At 61.1% G+C, this 20,427-nt stretch carries 18 protein-coding genes; 3 read left to right on the top strand and 15 right to left on the bottom strand.

What is annotated here, in order from left to right; translation table 11 throughout:
* The first annotated feature begins 60 nt into the window (after positions 1 to 60).
* Positions 61 to 966 (top strand): helix-turn-helix domain-containing protein, encoded by a 906-nt coding sequence (locus PH586_RS07755; RefSeq protein WP_271347183.1) that lies wholly within the window; start codon positions 61 to 63, stop codon positions 964 to 966.
* Between the two features lie 219 nt (positions 967 to 1,185).
* On the opposite strand, the gene PH586_RS07750 is transcribed toward PH586_RS07755, so the two are convergent.
* The 6 genes from PH586_RS07750 to PH586_RS07725 form a co-directional block, all read right to left on the bottom strand.
* Complete coding sequence (locus tag PH586_RS07750; protein WP_271347528.1) at positions 1,186 to 2,550, bottom strand: DUF1329 domain-containing protein; 1,365 nt, start codon at positions 2,548 to 2,550, stop codon at positions 1,186 to 1,188.
* A gap of 27 nt (positions 2,551 to 2,577) precedes the next feature.
* Positions 2,578 to 4,233 carry a DUF1302 domain-containing protein gene (locus PH586_RS07745; RefSeq protein WP_271347182.1) on the bottom strand — a complete coding sequence of 552 codons (1,656 nt, stop codon included), beginning with the start codon at positions 4,231 to 4,233 and terminating at the stop codon, positions 2,578 to 2,580.
* 102 nt (positions 4,234 to 4,335) lie between these two features.
* Positions 4,336 to 5,826, bottom strand: coding sequence for an aldehyde dehydrogenase family protein (locus PH586_RS07740; protein ID WP_271347181.1), 1,491 nt, complete (start codon positions 5,824 to 5,826; stop codon positions 4,336 to 4,338).
* Entirely contained in the window at positions 5,823 to 7,442 is a 1,620-nt protein-coding gene (locus PH586_RS07735) for a GMC family oxidoreductase (protein ID WP_271347180.1), read from the bottom strand. Before PH586_RS07735 ends, PH586_RS07740 begins: the two co-directional genes overlap by 4 nt.
* A 51-nt stretch (positions 7,443 to 7,493) precedes the next feature.
* Positions 7,494 to 7,715 (bottom strand): ferredoxin, encoded by a 222-nt coding sequence (locus PH586_RS07730; protein WP_271347179.1) that lies wholly within the window; start codon positions 7,713 to 7,715, stop codon positions 7,494 to 7,496.
* Positions 7,712 to 8,986, bottom strand: a complete 1,275-nt coding sequence (locus PH586_RS07725; protein ID WP_271347178.1) for a cytochrome P450 — start codon at positions 8,984 to 8,986, stop codon at positions 7,712 to 7,714. Before PH586_RS07725 ends, PH586_RS07730 begins: the two co-directional genes overlap by 4 nt.
* A gap of 242 nt (positions 8,987 to 9,228) precedes the next feature.
* Here PH586_RS07725 and PH586_RS07720 point away from each other — a divergent pair, with 242 nt between their 5' ends.
* Complete coding sequence (locus PH586_RS07720; RefSeq protein WP_271347177.1) at positions 9,229 to 9,858, top strand: TetR/AcrR family transcriptional regulator; 630 nt, start codon at positions 9,229 to 9,231, stop codon at positions 9,856 to 9,858.
* A gap of 421 nt (positions 9,859 to 10,279) precedes the next feature.
* Here the strand turns inward: PH586_RS07720 and PH586_RS07715 are convergent, their stop codons facing one another.
* From PH586_RS07715 to PH586_RS07675, 9 genes are all read right to left on the bottom strand, one after another.
* On the bottom strand, positions 10,280 to 10,642 hold the full coding sequence (locus tag PH586_RS07715; RefSeq protein ID WP_271347176.1) for a limonene-1,2-epoxide hydrolase family protein: 363 nt from the start codon (positions 10,640 to 10,642) through the stop codon (positions 10,280 to 10,282).
* Positions 10,643 to 10,892: 250 nt separating this feature from the next.
* Positions 10,893 to 11,819 carry a quinone oxidoreductase family protein gene (locus PH586_RS07710; protein ID WP_271347175.1) on the bottom strand — a complete coding sequence of 309 codons (927 nt, stop codon included), beginning with the start codon at positions 11,817 to 11,819 and terminating at the stop codon, positions 10,893 to 10,895.
* A gap of 83 nt (positions 11,820 to 11,902) precedes the next feature.
* On the bottom strand, positions 11,903 to 13,156 hold the full coding sequence (locus PH586_RS07705) for an MFS transporter (RefSeq protein ID WP_271347174.1): 1,254 nt from the start codon (positions 13,154 to 13,156) through the stop codon (positions 11,903 to 11,905).
* A gap of 68 nt (positions 13,157 to 13,224) precedes the next feature.
* Positions 13,225 to 14,067 (bottom strand): SDR family NAD(P)-dependent oxidoreductase, encoded by an 843-nt coding sequence (locus tag PH586_RS07700; protein WP_271347173.1) that lies wholly within the window; start codon positions 14,065 to 14,067, stop codon positions 13,225 to 13,227.
* A gap of 30 nt (positions 14,068 to 14,097) precedes the next feature.
* On the bottom strand, positions 14,098 to 15,474 hold the full coding sequence (locus tag PH586_RS07695) for a phosphotransferase family protein (protein ID WP_271347172.1): 1,377 nt from the start codon (positions 15,472 to 15,474) through the stop codon (positions 14,098 to 14,100).
* A 46-nt stretch (positions 15,475 to 15,520) separates the two neighbouring features.
* The gene (locus tag PH586_RS07690; protein WP_271347171.1) at positions 15,521 to 15,967 is read right to left on the bottom strand and encodes a limonene-1,2-epoxide hydrolase family protein; all 447 of its coding nucleotides are present in this window, start codon (positions 15,965 to 15,967) and stop codon (positions 15,521 to 15,523) included.
* 48 nt (positions 15,968 to 16,015) lie between these two features.
* A complete protein-coding gene (locus PH586_RS07685; protein WP_271347170.1) occupies positions 16,016 to 16,813 on the bottom strand; it encodes an SDR family NAD(P)-dependent oxidoreductase in 798 nt (265 codons plus the stop codon).
* Positions 16,814 to 16,873: 60 nt separating this feature from the next.
* Complete coding sequence (locus PH586_RS07680; protein ID WP_271347169.1) at positions 16,874 to 18,226, bottom strand: DUF1329 domain-containing protein; 1,353 nt, start codon at positions 18,224 to 18,226, stop codon at positions 16,874 to 16,876.
* Positions 18,227 to 18,372: 146 nt separating this feature from the next.
* Positions 18,373 to 20,037, bottom strand: coding sequence for a DUF1302 domain-containing protein (locus PH586_RS07675; protein WP_271347168.1), 1,665 nt, complete (start codon positions 20,035 to 20,037; stop codon positions 18,373 to 18,375).
* A gap of 115 nt (positions 20,038 to 20,152) precedes the next feature.
* On the opposite strand from PH586_RS07675, the gene PH586_RS07670 reads away from it, so the two are divergent.
* Positions 20,153 to 20,416, top strand: a complete 264-nt coding sequence (locus PH586_RS07670) for a hypothetical protein (protein ID WP_271347167.1) — start codon at positions 20,153 to 20,155, stop codon at positions 20,414 to 20,416.
* Positions 20,417 to 20,427: the final 11 nt, after the last annotated feature.

The raw sequence follows: 20,427 nt of genomic DNA, 5'->3' as shown, positions 1-20,427 counted from the left end.
CCAACGATTCGCTACCGATCGAATTTCAGCACCAACAATAAAAACGGCTGAAGGATGACCATGCACGCGATCAACTACTGCGAATACGAATCCGAACACCCGGGTGATTTTGCCACCGAAGTCTCGCTCCGCAAGAGGGGCTTCGACCTACGCGTGGAACACGCGCAATGGTCCACTTCAGGCACGGCCCGGATCGAACTGCAGAACAGCTGCCTGATCCGTATGCTGCTCAGCCCCTCAGGTCTTGAGTGCAATGACAACAGCCATAATCTCGGCAGATTCCGTGGACAGCCTACTCAACAATTCAAGCCACTTGGCCAACTTCTGTTCATTCCCCATGGTACCGAATTCCACCTCAAGCATGGTGCCTGCCAGCAGAAGTCGCTGATCTGCCTGTTCGACCCAACCGACCTTGGCCCACTCGCCGCCTATCAGTGGGATTGGGCTGGGCACGCCCACGAAAGCATGCTCAATCTGCGCAGCCTTTACTTGCAGGCTTCTTTGCAACGCCTGGCAGAAGAGGTTTGCGCACCGGGCTTTGCCAGTGAATTGCATATCGAATGCCTGCTGACCAGTATCGCTCTTGACCTTCGTCGGGAGTTTCTCGGCAACCAATCCCTGAACGAAAGCGACGGCAAACTAAGTCCGCGGCAACTCAAGCTGCTGCGCGAAATACTCGAAGCCGGTCCCGAGGAAGACATCTCGCTATCTCACCTAGCCGCTATCTGTGGGTTGCCGGCACGTAAACTGTCGACCCTCCTCAAGAACACTACGGGTAAGACCCTGCGCCACTATGCCGCGGAAGTCAGGATGGAGAAGGCCATGGCTTTGCTCACCGACCAACGCCTACTGATCAAGCAGGTTGCCTACCAAAGCGGCTTCCAGAACGCCGCGGCCTTTACCGCGGCCTTCCGTAAAGCGCTCGGCAAGACACCCGAAGAGTTTCGCCGCCAGCGCAGCAGTTGAACGCCGCCAGCGCCATAGGCAGTGCACAAGCTGAATGGGCTGAACGGGAACGGCCGCGTGCCGCCAAATCATGCAGGCCAGCCCAGGCGCGGCAAGCTTGCAGGCTCCGCCACCAGTACTCGTAATCAGCCCTCGCAAAACGCAAAAAAATGGCCCACAAGGGGCCATAAAGGTGATGAAGAGTTGCAACGATTTAACGCAATAGTTTTTCAGCCATGATTAACGCTGGGTCTCCTTGGAGACGATGGTTTCCGGGCTCATGTCGGTTTCCGACAACGGGGTTTCGCTGATCCGGTACCCGCCCTTGAGACCATCGTTGAGGATTGACCAGATGCCCTTGTTGAAGTCATAGCTGACGTTTTTCACGGTATAGGGGATGTCCTTGTCGTAGAGCTGCACACCGCTCTGGAACAAGGCGCGATAGAGCAGGCCTCCCTGGTCCCAGGCGTCATACAGACCGGCCCCGAAGGTGTCCTCATCGAGGTAGTAGGTGCGCTTGCTGTAGGCGTGACGCATACCTGGTTTGAGGGTGGCCTCGACGACCCAGACACGATGCAGTTCCCAGCGCTCGCACGCAGGATTGGCATGGTGGGCGAGAAATTGCTCGTCCTGCTTGCAGTCGAAGTAGAACTTGTAGGCGTTGTACGGGATGTACATTTCCTTGCGGCCGACCAACTTGTAGTCGAAGCGATCCTGGCTGCCGGAGAACATCTGCAACTCGTCGAACAAGTTGACCCCGCCCTGGTTGGGTACCGGCGTGTCATAGGCGAACTCGGGGGCCAGTTTGATCCGCCGCATCCCTGGGGTGTAGCTCCAGGCACGCCGTGGTTTGCTGGTCGGGTCCAGGTAGTCGGCGATGATGATCAACTGTCCGGCGCTACGTGCCGGGTAGCTGTCCAGCGCCCAGGCACGGTAGTAGAGCATCGGATCGCGATCGGTCTGCTTGACCTGATAGAACGGGGTTTCCTCGAAGGTCGCGGATTCGGCCGTTTTGGTCACCTGGCCGCGCGAGTCGACCACCCAGCTAGCGGAAGAAGCGGTGCTGGTAAAGCCGGGGCCGTTCTTGTAGCGCAACTGTTGGTTCCAGATCAACTCGTTGCCATTTTGCGGAATCGGGAAAGGAATACCGCCACGACAGGCCGGGTCGACCGCGAGGTTGTCTTTCAGAGTATGGCAAGTGGTGGCGTTGCGTACCGTGGCATCCAGCACCTCCTGCGGATAGGCCGCCGTGCGGTGCGACGGGTAGATATCCAGGTAGTACTCGGGGTACTTCTCCAGCAGCATCTTCTGCCCGCCGCTGAGCTGCTCGGCATACTCGGCCATGTTCGTCGAGTTGATGCGCATCAGCGGCTTTTCATCCTTGAAAGGATCAACCCAAAAGCCACTGTCGGGCTTGAAGCCGGCCGGAATAGTGCGCAAGCCGCCCTCGTAAGGCGGAATAGTACCCTCGGCGTTGCCTGCCTGGATCGCGCCGAACGCGGTCAGACTTTTCCCCAGCTCAGCGGCTTGCTCGGCAGAGGTCGCAGCCAGGCTGCAGGTCACAACGCCCATCAGGGCCGCTGCCAGGACAAAGTGTCCGTTCATAGTCATATGCTCCGCTTCTTCGATTTGTTAGATGGAGGTCTTGAAGGTGAAGGCCAGCCAGCCCCGGTCTGTGCCGCCGACCGCTCCGTTGCCACCGACGACGTTGCCCGGCAAGGTTTTCGATTGCGCGCCGCTGTCGGCGTAACGCAGGCCGAACTCGAAACGCTGGGCATAGGTCAGGCGTACGCCGGCAGACCAGGCCAAGGCTCCTTCATTACCGCCGCCGGCAGTGGCCGCGTTGCCGTGCAGGCCGTAGTTGACGGTCAGCGGTACATCCATGTCCCAGGATGGGAACACCGACAGGTACTGCGGGGTGTAGTTGACCGCGACGGCCGCGTAGTCGCGGGTCGAGCAACCGTCCGACTTGTCACCGGAGCCCGGCGTACCAACACGCGGATCGACGCAATTGGCACTACCTTCGGCCAGGTACAGCTCCTCATGCTTGGTGACGTGTTGCAGGCGGCTGTAGGCGAATTCGGCGATCAGCGTGCCGTTCTTGGAGATGAAGTTGCGTGGCACCCCGTAAATGGCGTTGGTGACGAAGTGCAGCGAGTCGCCACGCGGACCTTCGTTGTCGAGGGCATCGATGCCCACGGCATTCAGCGCGCCATCCTTGCGGTAGGACAGCTCGCCGGCCACCGACACCGTATCGAACATGCGCGAGAAGCTCAGGCCGGCCAGTTTCACGTCACGCGGATACACCAGGCGGTACTCGCCCGCCACAGGGTCGACCTGAGGGGCAAACCAGGGCTGGTAATCGTCGAACTGGCGGTAGTACAGGCCGATGCTCGTTTCGATCGCCTCGACGTTGTACTTGGCCATCACCCCGAAGTTGGCGGTGTCGCGGCCGTAGCGCGATTTACCGCGCTGAAAGGCAAACCCGGGAGCCAGCGGCAAGCGATCGGGGCCCTCGAAGAACGGATCGGCTGCGCCAAAATATGTACCGCCATAGGGAATCCGTGTGTAGTCCCATTCATAGAAATACTGCCCGGCCAGGGTCAGGTTCGGAGTGACCTGGGCCTTGGCGGAAACCTGGCCGATGGGCAGGAATACTTCCTTGGTTTCGATACCCGGACTGGTGACTGCCTTAACCCCATCGATCGGTGCTTGCGAATAGGATATGGCGTGGGCACCGAACAGCAGGCCCTCCCCCCAGAAATTCGTGTGCCGACCGAGCTTGACGTTTACCAGCTTCCCGCCGATACGGAAGTTATGCCAAACGAAGGCATCGAGGATTTCCCCTGACGGGCCTTCAACATAGCGCTGCACTTCCGAGCTGTAGCGGTCGTTGTTGTAGCTGGTCGGTAGGCCGGCAGCATGACTGTCGACGCTGTTGTCTTGGTAGGCATAGTCATACCAGCCAGCGGCGCTGACCCGTGCCCCCCAGGTCTTTCGGTAGGACAGATCGATCTCGCTCAGCAGGTCGATACGATTGGTCACGATGTCATGGCGGTCGAACTTACCGTCTGACTCGTCGTAGTTCGGGTTGTTCAAGATGCGGCTGTCCTGGTCCTCCATGCGCATGCCCAGGTTGTAGCGCACCGTATTGTCCCAGCGCATGCGGAAAACCGGATTGCCCAACTCGATGGCGGCACCCAGTGCCTGCCCGGCGATGCTAAGTGCCAGAAGGGTCATGGTGCCGTGGACAACCAGCGCTCGTCCCTGTTTGCTCATTTTTTTCATACAAACCACCTTTTTATTTTCAGTCGCCTATTGGTAAGCGCCAGCGCTGCCGGCGGCGCATACCCGAGGTAAAACGCGCAGTGACCCCTGGATCAGCGCGAACTAGCGGCCAACGGGATAGATGATCGATTTCTCCTGGGTGAACTCCTTGAGCCAGTCCGGGCCGAACTCGCGGCCGATGCCCGAACGTTTGAAGCCGCCAATCGGCGCATAGGGCATCTTGCCGCCACCACCGTTGATGTAGACGCTGCCGGCACGGATGCGCCGGGCCATCTGGTAGGCGGTCGCGGCGTCGGCACTGGCGATGCCGCCGTTGAGGCCATAACGCGAGTCGTTGGCGATGGCGATGGCCTCCTCGTCCGTGTCGAAACCGATGGTCACGCCCACCGGACCGAAGATTTCTTCCTGGGCGATGTGCATGTCGTTGCGCACCTCGTCGAACAGCGTGATCTCGCTGAAGAAGCCTTGCTTGAGCCCCACAGGGCGGCCGCCGCCGCACACCAGGGTGGCCCCGGCATCGCGACCGCTGGCGATGAAATGCTCGACCTTGGCCCGCTGCGACTCGCGGATCAGTGGCCCCATCATCACGCTGGGGTCAGCCGGGTTGCCGATCTTGATCTGACTGGCCATGGCCTTGGCAACCTGCACGAACTGCTGGCGAATCGAGTTGTGCACCACGAAGCGGGTGAGCAAGGCGCAACCCTGCCCGGCGTTCACCGTCAGCCCCGCCAGTGCGCCCATGGCGGTGGCCTGGATGTCGGCATCGGCGCGGACGATCAGCGCCGACTTGCCGCCCAGTTCCAGGTGCACGCGCTTCAGGGTGGGCGCGGCCTGGGCCATGATGCTTACGCCTACGGCTTCCGAACCGGTGAAGGAGACCATGTCTACCTGCGGGTCGCTGCTCAGCAGGCTGCCGACCTCGATGCCGCCGGTAACGATGTTGAGCACGCCCTTGGGCAAGCCGATCTCGGCGGCGATCTCGCCTAACAGCAGGGCGGAATACGGCGTGAACGGCGACGGCTTGAGTACCAGGGTGTTGCCTGCCAGCAAGGCCGGGAACACCTTGGCCAGATTGAGCAGGAACGGGAAGTTGTAGCCGGTGATGCCGGCAACCACGCCGATGGCTTCGCGCTCGATGCTGCCGCTGCCGAGAATCAGCGGCCCGCTCGGATTCATCGGGTTGGGCGTGGCTTCCAGTGGAATGTGCCGCAGTTCCTGATGCAACGACTGCTCGATGGCGGTCAGCACATGGGCCAGCGGCATGTCCACCTGCATGGCGTAGGTCACGCCTTGTGAACAGCCGACCTCGGCAATGATCAGCGCGGCGATTTGCTCGCGCCGGGCCACCAGCGCGGCATGCATGCGGCGCATGTAGGCAGCGCGCTCGGCCATGCTCATGTGCGGCCAGGGGCCATTATCGAACGCCTCGCGGGCGGCGGCGATGGCGCTCGCGGCGGCGGCAATGTCGCCAACCGGTGCATGGCCGATCACCGCTTCGGTGGCCGGGTTGAGTACCGCTTCGCGAGCTCCGTCGGCGGCCACCCAGCAGCCGTCGATGTACAACTTGTCCAGGTGGGTAAAGGGAATACTCATGCGGCTGCCACTCCTTCAATTTTACCGGTGATGATTTCTGCCGCGCGCATGGCAATCGCCATCGCCGGTGCATTGGTGTTGCCGGAAACCAGGCAAGGCATGACCGAGGTGTCGACCACCCGGACGCCCTCGACGCCACGCACCTTCAACTGAGGATCGAGCACCGCGTCGCGGTCCGCCCCCATTCGGCAGGTGCCGGCGACGTGGAAGGCGGTCTGCCCCAGACGCCGGACCGCGGCGAGGATCTCCTCGTCGCTTTGCACCTGCGGGCCAGGCGTCAGCTCATGGACGATGAACGGTTTGAGCAGCGGCTCAGCAGCCAGCCGACGAAACCAGCGGAACATGGCGATGGCCGACGTGCGATCGATCTCGGCGGCCAGGTAATTACCGCAAATCTGCGGCGGTACCGACGGGTCGGCCGACTGGATGCGCACGTGGCCGCGGCTTTCGGGGTGAAGGAAATAACCGCCGATGGTCAGACCCGGTTGCTTGTCGATCATCACCTTGTTGCCGTCGCCTTCCATGGAATAAAGGCTGACGCCGATCTGCGCGTCGGGCAGTTCCAGCCCCGCACGGGTTTTCACGAAACCGCCGGCCTCGTGCGCCGCGTGGGTCATCGGTCCCTTCTTGCGCAGGAAGTACTGCAAAACCGAACGCAACAAGCCCCAACCAAAGAAGCAATGGTTCAGGCTGCCGCTGGTCACCCGATACTGCATGGCCATGTACACATGCTCGCGCAGGTTGCCGCCGACATTCGGCGAATCGCACACCACGTCGATCCCGTGCTCGCGCAGCAGCTCGGCCGGACCGATGCCAGACAGTTGCAACAGCTTTGGCGACTCGATGGCCCCGGCGCACAGCAGCACTTCACGGCCGATGGCAAAGCGCTGCGGGCCGGCGGCGCTGCGAACCCGTACAGCCACCGCGCGGCGCTCCTTGAACTCGATGCGCTGCACATCGGTGCCCGTCATGATGGTGAGGTTGGGGCGCTGGCGCACCGGGTCGAGAAACGCCCGTGCGGCGCTGAAGCGCTGCCCCTTCCAGGTGGTTTGCGGCTGATAACCGAATCCACCCTGAGAGACGGCGTCGACATGATTGGTGTCGCTGACTCGGGTAACCCCGAGCTTGCCGGCCGCGCCGATGATCGCCTCGCACAGCGGGTCGCCGGCCGGGTGCACGCTGACCTTGAGTGGGCCACCGACGCCACGCCACTGTGCCGCGCCGAGCTGATGGTCCTCCAGGGCGACGAACTGCCGGCCCATGTCCTTCCAGCCCCAACCGCTGCAGCCCTGGGCTTCCCAGCCGTCGTAATCGGCTGGGGTGCCGCGCACATAGACCATGCCGTTGACCGAACTGGAGCCGCCAATGGTCTTACCCTTGAGCCACAATTCGTCGGCCATGCCCTCGCCCCGCTGGGCCTGGTATGACCAGACGTGGGGATTGCCGGGATTGAGCAGTTTGCCGATACCGCGCGGCATCCTGATCAATGGACTGCTGTGGTCGGGGCCGCTCTCGATCAGCAGCACCGATACGCCGGGGTCAGCCGACAGCCGATTGGCCAGCACACAGCCCGAGGATCCCGCACCGATGACGATGTAGTCGTAGGTTTTACTCATAAGTGTTCTTCTTTACTACTGGATTACGTGAAAGGTCGTGGTCAGGCGGGCTCAGGCCGCGCCGGTCGAAGCGGATGCAGGTTCATCGAGCACCTCGATGATGCGTTCCGGGCAAGCCCGCGCACCGCGCAGCGCCAGGGCTTGCTGCCCGGCCTCGACCGAGAAGCCGGTGCTGGCGATGTAACCGTTGTCGTCGAGGCTGTAGAGGCCGGGCGCCACATGGTTGCAGCGGGCATGGCCGGCGCAGGCCTGCTGGTTGATCCGCACCTTCATGCACTCACCCGCTCGGCCGGCGTGGCCGACGCAGTGCCGACCACCGGGTCCCACTGCAGGTGCAGGTCTTCCATCCCGAACACGCCGACCGCGCTGAAGCGCGGCTGCGTTCCGTCGGCGATGCGAAACGGCGGGATCAGCTTGAGCCACAGTTCCAGGGCGATGCGCAATTCGCGACGTGCCAGGTGCGACCCGACGCAGCGGTGCACCCCGTAGGAGAACGCCATGTGCGGCGCAGCGCCGCTGCTACGCAGGAAGTCGACTTGGTCGGCGTTGTCGAACACTTCCGGGTCTAGGTTGGCCAGCTCGGTGCTGATCAACACCATGTCCCCCTTCTTCATCAGCGCTTCGCCGATCTGCACATCGCGAGTCACCGTGCGGCGCATGTTGACGATGGAGTAGGAGCGCAGCAGTTCCTCGACCGCATTGGGGATCAGCTCCGGGTTGGCGCGCAGTTGCGCCTGCTGTTCGGGGTGGCGCGCCAGATGGCGGAAGAACAAGCCGATGCTGGAGGTGACGGTGTCCAGTCCACCGATAAATATCAGGAAATTGATGCCGAGCATTTCGTCATCGGTCAGCGCGCGGCCGTCGATCTGACTGGCCAGCAGGTAACTGGTGAAATCATCGCCTGGGTCCAGCCGGCGTTCGGCGATGTGGTTGCGAATCCAGCCGGTAATCGCCCGTGCATTGTCGGTGACCACCTGCATGTCGACGCTTTTGATCAGGGTCTGCGTCCAGTGCTGGAACAGCGGACGCTCTTCCAGCGGCCAGCCCATCAGTTTGAGGAAGATCAGGGTCGGGAAGGCTTTGGCGAAATCTTCGTTGAAGTCGCAACGGCCCTGCTCTGCCACCGCTTCGATCAACTGGGTTGCCAGCGCGCGGATGTCCTGTTCAAGGGCATCGACCTTTTTCGGCGTGAACAGCGGATTGAGCAGCGCGCGGTACTTGGCGTGATCCGGCGGATCAACCTCCAGCGGGGCCAGACGCCAGCTTTCACCCAGTAACATGGCGTAAGGCGTGAGGCCGACGCTGCTGAAGGTTTCCGGGTCTTGCAGGATGCGCCGTAGATCTTCCGCGCGGCGTGGCACCCAGGTACCCGACAGGAAGCTCAGGCGCGGCACCCAGAAAATCGGTGGGGTGCTACGGTGCAAGTTGGCGGCCCAGGCATAGGCATTTTCGCCCTGAGCCGTGAGTTCGGCCCACAGGTCGAAGTCCTGCACCAGGTGCGCGGAAATATGTGGCGGGATGGCGGCGGCGTGATCGACGGTCATTATTGTTTTCTCCGGTCGTCTCTTGCGAACGAAGAAAAATGTAAGACCAGGCCAAACAATGCACAACGGACAGAATTTAAGATCTGTTCGGTTTCAAAGTCAGAATTCAACCGCCCAGCGGACTCAGGCAAAGTGCGCCTTGCCTACCGGGGAAGGCTTGTGCCAGTCTGCCGGAATCACCGCCGTAGCCTTTGCGCGCACGGCGCCATGACTCCAATAAAAAAGCCTTGCAGGTAGCCACAATGAATCAGCCCATCCCACTCCAGTTCCCGCCGCTGGCTGACGAACTCGCCGGCAAACGTCACGCTCTGCGCTCGCAACGCACTCGTGAATTGTTGCTCGACTGCATGTACCGGCTGGCGCTGGAAAAGGACTACAGCGAAATCACCGTGCAAGAGCTGCTGGATCGTACTGGGGTGGCGCGCTCGACCTTCTACGCGCACTTTCGCGACAAGGAAGACCTTCTGATCGCCGGCTACGACAGCATCGGCATACCGCGCACCCGTGTCGACGACATCAGCGGCGACCGCTGTGTGGTGCTGGATGTCTCAACTTGGCTGTTCGCCGCCACCGAACGACATGCTGCTCTGACCACCTCGTTTTTTAGCAGCCCGTCGCAGGGCATCATCCTCGCCCACCTGGAAAATATCCTGCTGATCCAAGTACGCGAACACTACCGCAAACAGGGCATTTGCAGTGCCTATGAGCTATCCGGTGAAGTGGTGGTGCGCTGCTTTGTCGGCGCGTTGATCGGCCTGTGGTTGTGGTGGGTCAGGCACGACTACCCCTGCTCGGCGCAGGAGATCACCGAAGCCTTCGACAAACTGATGAACAATGGCACCTGGCCGACTGCCGGCATCCCGTTGAGCTGAGCCAAAGGTAGCCCCGATTGGCCTGCCGCCATCTGCTCGTCTAGGCCAGCAAGCGCCGAAGCATGGCCAGGTGCTCGCTGAAAAAACTGCTGTGCCACCCTCGCCACCTTGAGCCAATCAGAGCGGTAAATCGCACCTGGGTAGATGTGCAGATCGATCGCAACTACCCAGTCGATTAGCTGTTGGGCATAAGCGATATTTTACGCTGTGAACAAGTCCAGCGCCCCTACGCCAATGAAGGTCAGCGGCAGGCCCGCCAGCTCATCGGCTGGCGTAAACCCCGCCGATATACCGCTCCGCTGACGTACGCAGTCCTCCCTAGGCGTTGCACATCGGCGACGCCAGCATCCCCCTCCAGGCAGCTCTTTGGACTAGGATTTTCTCGATATCTTCGAACGCGATACTGTGCTCTACGAGATTGTTATCTGTCGAGGTATTCACGCCAGGCGATGATCTTGCCAGCGTCATTCAGCTCGAAAACCGCCACCATTGGTACGTCCACCCATTTACCATCGCAATAGGACTGATCGACCCGCTCCATGAACACCACGTTGCCGAGGGTGGCGACTTTGATCAGCTCATGCTTCTGATTCACCACCTTCGCTTTCACCGCCTCCAACACCTTGAGGATGTCCTCGCGGCCGTGAACCGCAGCAATGGTCGGCGTGACCATCTGGTAGTAGGCATCCTCGGCCAGTAAAGCCAGTGGCTGACGAAGATCGTCCGGCCAACTGTTGTGGAAATGGCCAATAAATTCACGAACTACCTGCTCGCTGTTCACCATGTCGTACACTCCGTCTGTAGGTTGCACTGTAATCCGTGCCGAATTGCGTCGGCCGCTCACCCCAAGGGCTGCGAACCAGGATAGGCAGCCTGTTGCCGGCCACGGTACGCGGAAGGCCGGGATCAGCGCCGGCTATGGCCAAAACACCGATGCTGCCACCCAATTGGATTGAGGCGGGCGAACCCATTGTCCACACGGCTAAGTGGCAGGCGGCCCGGCCTCCAGGACGGAGACCGGCCATACTCTCGACTCAGCGGCGGATGCTGGCCGTGATCTTGGCGTGCGGGCCGGCCTGCTGGGCCGCCCAGGCTTCGGCAGCCTGACCCAGGGTGTAGTCGACATAGTCGACGTGGATCTGTTGCTCCTTGGCGATTTTCAGTAGGCGTTTCCAGATCTGCTCACGATCGGCTGGCGGACGCTGGCCGGTACCGATACAAGACAGCGTGCGGAACAGCAGGTCGGCAATGTCCAGATTGAGCTGACGCCCGGCACCGGTACCAATGGTCATGATCCGCGCGCCCCAGTTGGTGGCTTTCAGCGAGGTCAGCATCGGCTGGCCGCAGACCAAATCGAGTACCACGTCGAAGCCGCCGCCGGAGGCATCCTTGAGCGCCGCCACATCATCGGCACCACCCAGGGTCACCACCTCGTCGGCGATGCCGAGCGACTTCAGGCGTTGCAGCGACTCTGCCGAGCGCGCCGCTCCGACAACCTTGCCTGCGCCCATACCACGGGCCAGTTGCAGGGCGATCTGGCCTAGGGTGCCGGTGGCCCCGAGGATCAGCACCTTCTCGCCTTTCTGGATCTTCGCCTGCTCCAGCGGCACGATCGCGCCGGTAGCGGCAATGCCCATGCTGATGGCGGTCTTGTCGTCGATGTCGTCCGGCACGTCCCAGACTTCCGCAGCCGGCACCACGGTGCGCTCGGCCCAGGCACCGAACGGTAACAGTGAACGTTCGCCGAAATACACGCGGCGGCCATCGGGGGCACGGCCGACGCCTTCGCCACGAATCACGCACGGGTATTCCACGCCCAGGCGATAGGCGCCCAGCACGTCCCAGCCACCCAGGCCGGCGGTATCCACGTCGATCAGCACCGAGCCTTCCTGCGGCTCGGGCTCGCGGAACTCGCCTACCACCGGCAGAGCATTACGTTCGGAAATCACAGCAGCACGCATATTGCCTCCATCACAGATTCTTGTTGTTGGCACTCATTGACCCGATTAACTTGAACACTTTTACATAATTTGTCCATATCTATTTATGCATTGGCCGTAACCCGCACTGGCTGGAATACCGGGTAGCCGCCCAACCCCAACAACAGCAGTGGCCCGACCACAAAGCACGCGAAGCAGAAGCTGAGCATCGCGCTGTAGCTGCCGGTCATGCTCAGCAAGGCGCCGAACAACAGTGGTGCGGTGGCGGCACCGGCAGTGATCAGCCCCAGGTGCGCACCGAACAAACGGCCATAGTCGCGCATGCCGAAATAGCGTGCGATCAGGAAGGCAGCGATATCGAACTCGGCCCCCGCCCCGATGCCCACCAGCAAGGTGGCGATGGTGAAGGACAACAGACTGGACTCGTCATAAATGAAGATCAGGCAGGCAAAGGCCGGCATCAGCAGGGCCAGCGCGGCGACGCCCGGCGCCCACAACCGGTCGATCAAATACCCCACCAGCAAACGCCCGAGAATCAGCGAAATACCGAAGCTGCTGAATACCTGACCGGCCTGTAGCGCCGTCAGCCCGCGATCCTGCAGCATTGGCACGATATTGGTAACCATGCCGACCACGCAGGACACCACCAGGGTCATCGACAGGTTACATACCCAGAAGCGCCAGGAGCACAGGGCATCCTTGAATAGCAGGCCAGGACGCTCGCGATCTTGCTCACTAGCAGGCTGAGTATGCGTGCGAGTGCTGCGGATCTCCGGGATCAGCCAGCGCAGCGCCAGTGGCAGCGCCAACAACACCGGCAGCAACGCAAGTGCGATAAAACCGGCCTGCCAGTTCCAGCGGCTGATCGCCCAAGTGGTGATTAGCGGCAGCATGATCGCCGCCAACCCTGAACCACTGAGAATGATCGCCAAGGCAAAACCACGGTTCTCCTCGAACCACAGGTTGATCAGGTGCGACCACGTGATCTGCAAGGTGCCCAACCCGGCAAGCGGCACCAGGAAGAAACCCAGGTAGAGCATCCAGATCGAGCCACTGATCTGGCTCAGCATCAGCACACTGAGCGACAGGGTCACCAGCGACACCAGAGTCACGGCGCGCAAGCCATACCGCAGGTTGAGCCAACCGGCCAGTTGCGCCGCGACAATGGTACCCAGAGACAACGCCGTAATCGCCGCCTGCAAATCACTGCGCGCCCAGCCCATGGCCTGTTCCAGGGGAATCACCATAGAGCTGAAGCTATACAGCAGCAACGAGCTGGAACTGGTGGCCACGCCGACAATCGCCAGGATCAGCACATGCCAGCCGCGTTTGAATTCTAGGTTGTTGAAATTTTTCATAAACACTACTCGCCGGATGGACGGGGTCAACTGCCGTTACCGGCCACCGAGGCGGCCGGCAACCTTGCTCAATCGGTGCCGATAAACATGGCCGCCTCGGCACTTTTGTTCAGCACATGCTGATGGCGGGCGTTGCCCGGTTTCAGCGCCAGATCGCTACAGGTGAGGTCTTCCGGATGGATCAGGGTCGGGCCATTGGCCAGCTCGCGCAGAGCGGCCTCAACGATCTCCCCGGCCTTGGGCAAGACCATGGTCAGGGCATCGGCAATCTTCAGCTTGACCATGGCCGCGCGCATGGTCGGCGTGTCCACAGTGCCTATCAGCAGATTCAACACATCGACACCACGGTCTTTCCACTCGGCCCACAACGACTCGCCGAGGTTCAGCGCAAAACCCTTGGTCGCGCTATACATGGCCAGCTTGCGAATCCCCCCCAGTGCCGCCTGCGAACCGACCAGAAGCAACCCCCCCTGCCCGCGCGCGAGCATGCGCCCGCCGAATGCGTGGCTGCATTCCATCACCGTCAATACATTGAGCCGCAGCAAGGCGCTCCAGTCGTCGGCTGAGGTGTCGAGAAATTTGGTGATATAGGGGTCGCCGCCGGCGTTGTAGACGAACAGGCCGATTTCCCGGTCGGCCACGGCGGCGAGCAGCTTGCTTGTCGCGTCGGCATGCGCAAGGTCCTGGGTGATCAGCAGCACCTCGACGCCATACTCTTCGATCAGTTGCGCCTGCAGGTCGCGCAGCGCTTCTTCGCGGCGCGCCACCAGTACGCAGTTCAAGCCGCGTGCCGCCAGTTGCTGGGCGAAGGCCGCGCCGACGCCATGAGAAGCCCCAGCGATCAGCGCCCAGGGCCCATACTTCTGTTTGAACGCCAGCACGATGCTGGCCTGCTCGGTAGGTGACGACATCTGAATTCCTCGAATGACTGAAAGCCAGGGTCAATGCGACTCGATGGGTGGCAGATCGATATGGCTGGCCGAAGCGCCGATCGCCGTAGCGCCGTAGACCTGTACGCGGCGCTCGATCTGCGCCATGAACAGGCGTAGCAGGCGTTCGTCGTATTCTGGTCCGGCGTTTTTAACGAACGCTTCCAGGGCCGCGTCCAGCTGGCTGTAGTCGTCGAAGCGGCGATCCAGCAAGGCTTCCACTTCGGCCTGATCGATCTCCAGCAATTGCAGGGCCATGGCGTCGGCACAGGTCAGGTACTCGACTAACTTGGCCACCGACTGACGTTTGCTTTTCTGGAACTCGCTGCTCACCTCCAGTTGCTCGAGCGCATCCTTGAGCATCAGCAGCAGTTGCGCGTTAGGGCCGTCGGTTTTGATATCCAGGTCCGGAGTCTCGATGGCAATGCCCATCGCCTCGGCGAGCGCATGTACCACTACGCGGCGCAAGGCAATGTCGAATTCGATGTAGGTGTCGTGCGGATCGCCCGGCTGCGGGGTGGCTATCGTGGCAGAGAACTGCATGGTGCTGACGGTGGAGAACAGCACCGTGTGGAAGCGCACCACGTCCGGATCAGCGGCTTCGCCAGTAACTTCCTGGTAATAGCGATAGAGGTCGCTGAAACGCGCGCCCAGCGGCTCGTAATTGTCGCGCATGCGCGCCGAAGCCAGATCTGCCAGAGGGTCGCCGATCATGGCGAACTCGAAATCGTAGAGCGCATTGACTTTGCCATCGGCGAACAGGTACTGGCCGGAGTCGTACTGCACGAACGCCGGTTTGGTACGGTGCTGCGGTACGTTGCGGCGCAACCAACCGAGGGCGAACTCGGCCAGCGGCTGCGGCTTGGTCTTGTTGCGGGCGTATAGCGGGTAATAGGCCTCGAGTCCAGCCAGGCTGATCTGCTCGGCCCCCAGCGGCATGCCGATGCCCTGGGCGGTGAACGGTTCCAGGGGCAGTTGGTGCATCGCCGCCATGGCCTGCACATACTGCCGCGCCAGATCACTGCGCTGGGCGTCGCTGGACGCCGTGGCGAGATCACGGGTACCGCGCACCTGCTGCATGATGATCGCTTGTGGCTCCTCACAAAAACCGTAGATATGCGGCACCGGAATACCCTGCTCAGCCAGCAGGGTAAGGATGTCGGCCTCGCGGCGCAGCTCCGGGAAGGGACTGACATCGCCGCCGCGGTCGCCGCGGATATGCAACGCCAGTACTTCGCCGTCACGCCGCAGTTCAAGGTTCCACGCCGGCCGCCAGCGCAGCAGGCGCTCCATACTGATAATTTCGCCACCCAGCAACTGCTCGACGAAGTTGCGTAGTTTCTGCTCATTCAGCGCATCTGCACTGCCTTGATCTTGTTGCGTTTGCATGGACATCTCCCCCAAAAAATCTACCGCACCGCAAACGGGTACGCCTTCAGCCGACGGCCGTGCTCCGACTCGGCCCACCAACCTGCTCGATCGGCACGCCCTTCTTCTTAGCCAGGTCGGCGGTGTCCAGGTACTCGCGCCAGGCCTTGATCAGCCCCAGCTCATCCAGTTCGTAGACCGCCACCATCGAATGTGGCATCGGCAGGCCTCGGGTTACCGCGTAGTCGTCCCGCTCGGTCATCACCAGGGTGTCGCTGGAAACGATGTTGCGGATCTTGCATTTGTTGTGGGTTACGTAGCTCATCTGCCGTTCGATCTCCTGGCGCAGCGCGGCCTGACCGCGAATTACCGGACCGCCCGGCACCCACAGTTGCCATACGGCGTCTTCGCTCATCATGGCGAGTATCTTGTCGATCTGCGGCCGGGTCGAGGCACTGCCATCGCCCCAGGCGGCGCAAAATTCGCGAATAAAGTTTTCTTGTTGCATGCCCATGGCAAGCTCCAGCGGCTTTCGGCGCGGCCACCAGGCACGCGCCATGGTTTATAGATAGGCGCGTACTACTGGCACCATCGGCGTGCCGCAACTCATGCCGCCATCCACGCGCAGCAACGCGCCGTTGACATAGCGTGATTCGTCGGACGCGAGGAACAGCGCCATGCTGGCGATATCTTCCGGCTCGCCGAGACGTGGCACGTTTTGGATATCGAGAAAGGCCTGGGTCATTTGCTCGTTGGCCCAGCCCTCCAGCGCAGCCGTGCGAATCACCCCGGGCAGGATGGCGTTGCAACGCACACCGCGCTTGCCGAAGGTCGCGGCGATGCTCTGCACATACCAGTTCAGAGCTGCCTTCGACGCGCCGTAGCTAAACTGCGCGACTTCACCGGCAATCGAGCTGGTCGAGGAGGTGAAGATGATCGAACCTTCGCCCTGCCCCAGCATATGCGGCAATGCATACTTGCATGCCAGCACGCCGCCGAGCACGTTGACCCGCATGTTGGCGTGGAACAGGTCCTGATTGAAGTTAAGGAAATCCACGTCGCGCGCGGTGTCCGGGTTCTTGTTGACCGCATTGTTAAACAGCACATCCAAACGACCGAAGGTCTCTACTGCCGTATCGACCATCTGCTGCAGATCGGCCTCGACGCCGACATCGACTTTCAAGCCGATGGCGCTGCCACCGCTCTCGACAATGCCCTGAGCCACCCGCTGCGCGGCGTCACCATAGAGATCGGTGACCACGACATGCGCGCCCTGGACGGCGAACATTTGCGCGGCGGCACGGCCAATGCCGCTGGCCGCACCGGTGATCAGCGCAACCTTTCCTTCAACACGATGCATGGGTTCTCTCCTTGCGGTATGACTTGGGCGCAGCGACTGCGCCCGACCTCGTGACTGGCATCAGCGGGTCTGACCACTGGCGATGGTTTGCGGGTTGGCTTCGCGCTCGGCCACCGGCGCCTGGCGATAGCGGGTCGGGCCGTTGCCGAACATGCCGTACTGATGACGCGTGAAGTCGTACAGCGAATAGGCGTCGTTTTGTGGGTTATTGGGAATGCCATACGCCTGGATGTTGTACTGCGCTCCTGCGCGGAACATCTCGCCGCTGTCGTCCCAGGCGTCATACAGCGCCGCGCCGTAGGTGTCCTCATCGATGTAGTAACGGCGGGTCTTCTGCGCGTGACGCACGCCTTCCTTGCGTGTGGCCTCGACCACCCAGACGCGATGCAACTCCCAACGTTCACAGGCCGGATTGATGTGTTTTTCCATCAATTTGCTGTCCATGTCGCACTTCCACTTCAGGTCATAGTTGCTGTAGGGAATGAGCATTTCCTGCTTGCCCAGCAGCTTCCAGTCGAAGCGGTCCATCTTCCCGGAGAACAGGAAAATCTCGTCATAGAACGACACCCCGCCGAATGCCGAGTTAGGCGTGTCGTAGGCAAACTCCGGGGCCTTGCGCACGCGACGTTGGCCGGTCGAATAGCTCCAGGCTGAACGGGCGTTTGCCACAGGATCGAGGTAGTCCCAGTAACCCGACGCCTGCCCCGCAGTCCGTGCCGGGGCAATAATGCGCGACCAGATACGCTGGGCGATGCTCGGGTCGCGGTCCGCCACGTCAACCTGGTAGTAGGGTTTCTCACCGGTGGCGCGGTTGGTGTTGGTCAGCGTTACGTGACCCTGGTTGACCACATAGGCACTGTGATTCCAGTCCCAGCCATTGACCCCCTGGTAGTTGAGGATGTAATTCCACATCACCTGCTGACCATCCTTGGGCAGAGGGAACGGCAGGCCACCGCGGCAGGCCTCGGCGAGCGACAACCCTTGGTTAAACGACTTGCATTCCGGGTTGCTGGCGTTGCGTTCAGTGGCGGCGAGAAATGCTTCGGGGAACGCGGCAGTGCGGTGAGTTGGATAGACCTCCATGAAGTAACTTTGCGGGTTGTCCTTGAGCAGCTTCAGCTGCCCGGCGGATAGCTGCTTGGCATACTGCTCGGCATTATTGGCATCGATGCGCAGACGCGGCTTTTCATCGGCAAAGGGGTTGGGCCAGAAGCCGTCACCGGGTTGCAGTCCTGCCGCCACCTTGAGGCCGCCATCGTAGGCGGGAATGTTGCCATCGGCGTTGCCAGCAACAATCGCCCCGAAGCGGGTCAGCTTGCCGCCGAGATCACTGGGCTTGGCACCGTCGTCGGCCGCGGCCGAACCGACCAACAGCACGGCTACTAGCCCCGTCACATAGGTATTTAAAGTCATGAGAACCTCCAGTCATTGTTTTTGTAGTCGCTGGAAACAAGCGCAGCACGCAAGAGCAGGCAGGCACGCGTAGTGCTACCAAGCAGTCGCAGGACGAAGAAGGATGTCGTCAGGCGCAGGTTCGCCAGCGAACCTGCGCGCTAGAATCAGAACGCCGTACCGAAGGTCAGCGAAAGCCAGTTGCGGTCGGACAGGCCAATGTCTCCGGTGCCGCCTACCACCGTCTTGCCAACGCCAGCGATGTCGTCGTACTTGCGCTGGCTGCCGTAACCGATATAGGCCAGGGTGACGTCATAGCGCTCGTCAAAAGTGCCCTTGATGCCCACCTTGTAACTGTACTTGCCCTCGCTGCCGCCACCATTGGCCGCGTTACCAGACAAGCCATAGTCGAAGCTCATCGGTGCGGAAATGTTCCACCCCGGGAACACGCCCAGCCATTGCGGCGCTACGTTGAACGCCACGCCGACATAGTTGCGAGTCGCACAGCCCCACTCCTTGTCCTGACCGGCGGGGCAACCGCCATAGCCCTCGCCCTTGAACAACTCCTTATGCTCGGTGACTTTCTGCACATGGCTGTAGGCCAGTTCGGCGATAAAGCTGCCGGTATCGAAGTAATCGGTGCGCGGGAGCAGCCACAGTGTGTTGACCACCATGTGCACGGTGTCGCCGCGCGCACCCTGGTTATCCACGGCGCTAAAGTTTTTCGATATCAACGAGGCATTCTTGCGATAGGACAAATCGACGCCCAGCGACGCGCCCCCGAGCACCGGACCGGCGGCCCAACTCAAGCCATAAAGCTTGACGTTTTCGGCATACACGTAGCGCGCGAAATTGGCCCCGACCTGCAGGCCCCAGGGGGTGTAGTCATCATATTCGCGGTAGTACAGGCCGATATCCGAGTGCAGGAAGTCCAGGCTGTAAGTGCCCATCACGCCCCAGTTACCCCGGTTCCCCGGCGTCAGCGGGTCGACCAGCGGGCGGGCAAACCCCTGGAAAAGTGGCAATTGATCGGGTCCCTCAAGCGCCACGTCGGCGGACGCCAGATAGGTACCGCCTTCTGGCGCACGGGTGGTGTCCCATTCGAGGAAATACTGAGCAGCCAGCGACAGCCGGTCGTTGATCTGAGCCTGGGCCGACACTTGGGTCAGCGGCAGGAAGATCTCGCGGGTTTCGGTTCCAGGGTTACTCACCGCCTTGCGGCCGTCGAGCGGGGCTTGGGAATAGGACACCGCATGACCGGGAATCAGCAGGCCGTTACCCCAGTACACGGTATGTCGACCAGCACGCAGACTGACTGGCACATCGCCGAGGTTAAAGCGGGTAAAGGCGAAAGCATCCAGCAGCTCGCCACTCAAACCACGGTGGTAGCGCTTGGTGAATCCCGAGTATTCGCCGCTCCGATAGCTCGGGGTGCTGGTGCCGGGAAAGGCACCTGGGTAATAGACATTGCCGTCAGACGTCTCGACATCCGTATCGGCATAGGCCTGGTCGTACCAGCCGGCGCCGCTGACGCGAATCCCATGGTACTGCTGGTAAGCCAACTCGAACTCGCTCATCACATCGATGCGGTTGGTTACCACGTCGCCACGGTCGAACTTGGAGTCGGACTCGTCATAGGTCGCATTGTTTGCCAGCGCTTGTTCACGCTCTTCGGCCCGAACCCCCAGGTTGTAGCGCAGCGTATTGTCCCAGCGCAGGGTCAGGTCAGGGTTTGCGGTAGCGAACTCTCTTGCCTGGGTCAGGCCACTACAGACCATGGCGACGGCTACGCCAATAGCCAGGCGGGTCAGCTTCAGGTTGCCAATAGACATCAAAATCTCCGTCTCGCTTGTTATTGTTATTCGCAGTTGGCTGCAGCGATCCCCGCTAGGAGGGCCGCCGACTGAGTAGACGAGAGGACGTACGCAGACACAACGATTTGGGCTATTGCTGAAATACAAAGGACTATTGCTGAAATACACAGGCTCTTACTGCGCGCCTTACCAGGGCTGCGTGGTGCAGATTGATAACAGGCCCGCAGAACGTTCGCGCCACCGAATCTGCGCTATCGGCATGACCGCATTGCTCAGCGCACAGCTGAATTCAAGGACATTGCGTCCTCATCACGGCATCGGCGGTGATTGCGGCTGGAGCGATCGCCAGGTATTTGTTTATCTAATACCTGAAAGTTATTTTTATGTCTTTCAGTAAACTAAACACTA

This window comes from Pseudomonas aestuarii, from assembly GCF_027988105.1.
GTDB lineage: Bacteria > Pseudomonadota > Gammaproteobacteria > Pseudomonadales > Pseudomonadaceae > Aquipseudomonas > Aquipseudomonas aestuarii.
This window is presented reverse-complemented; position numbering and strand designations above follow the sequence as displayed.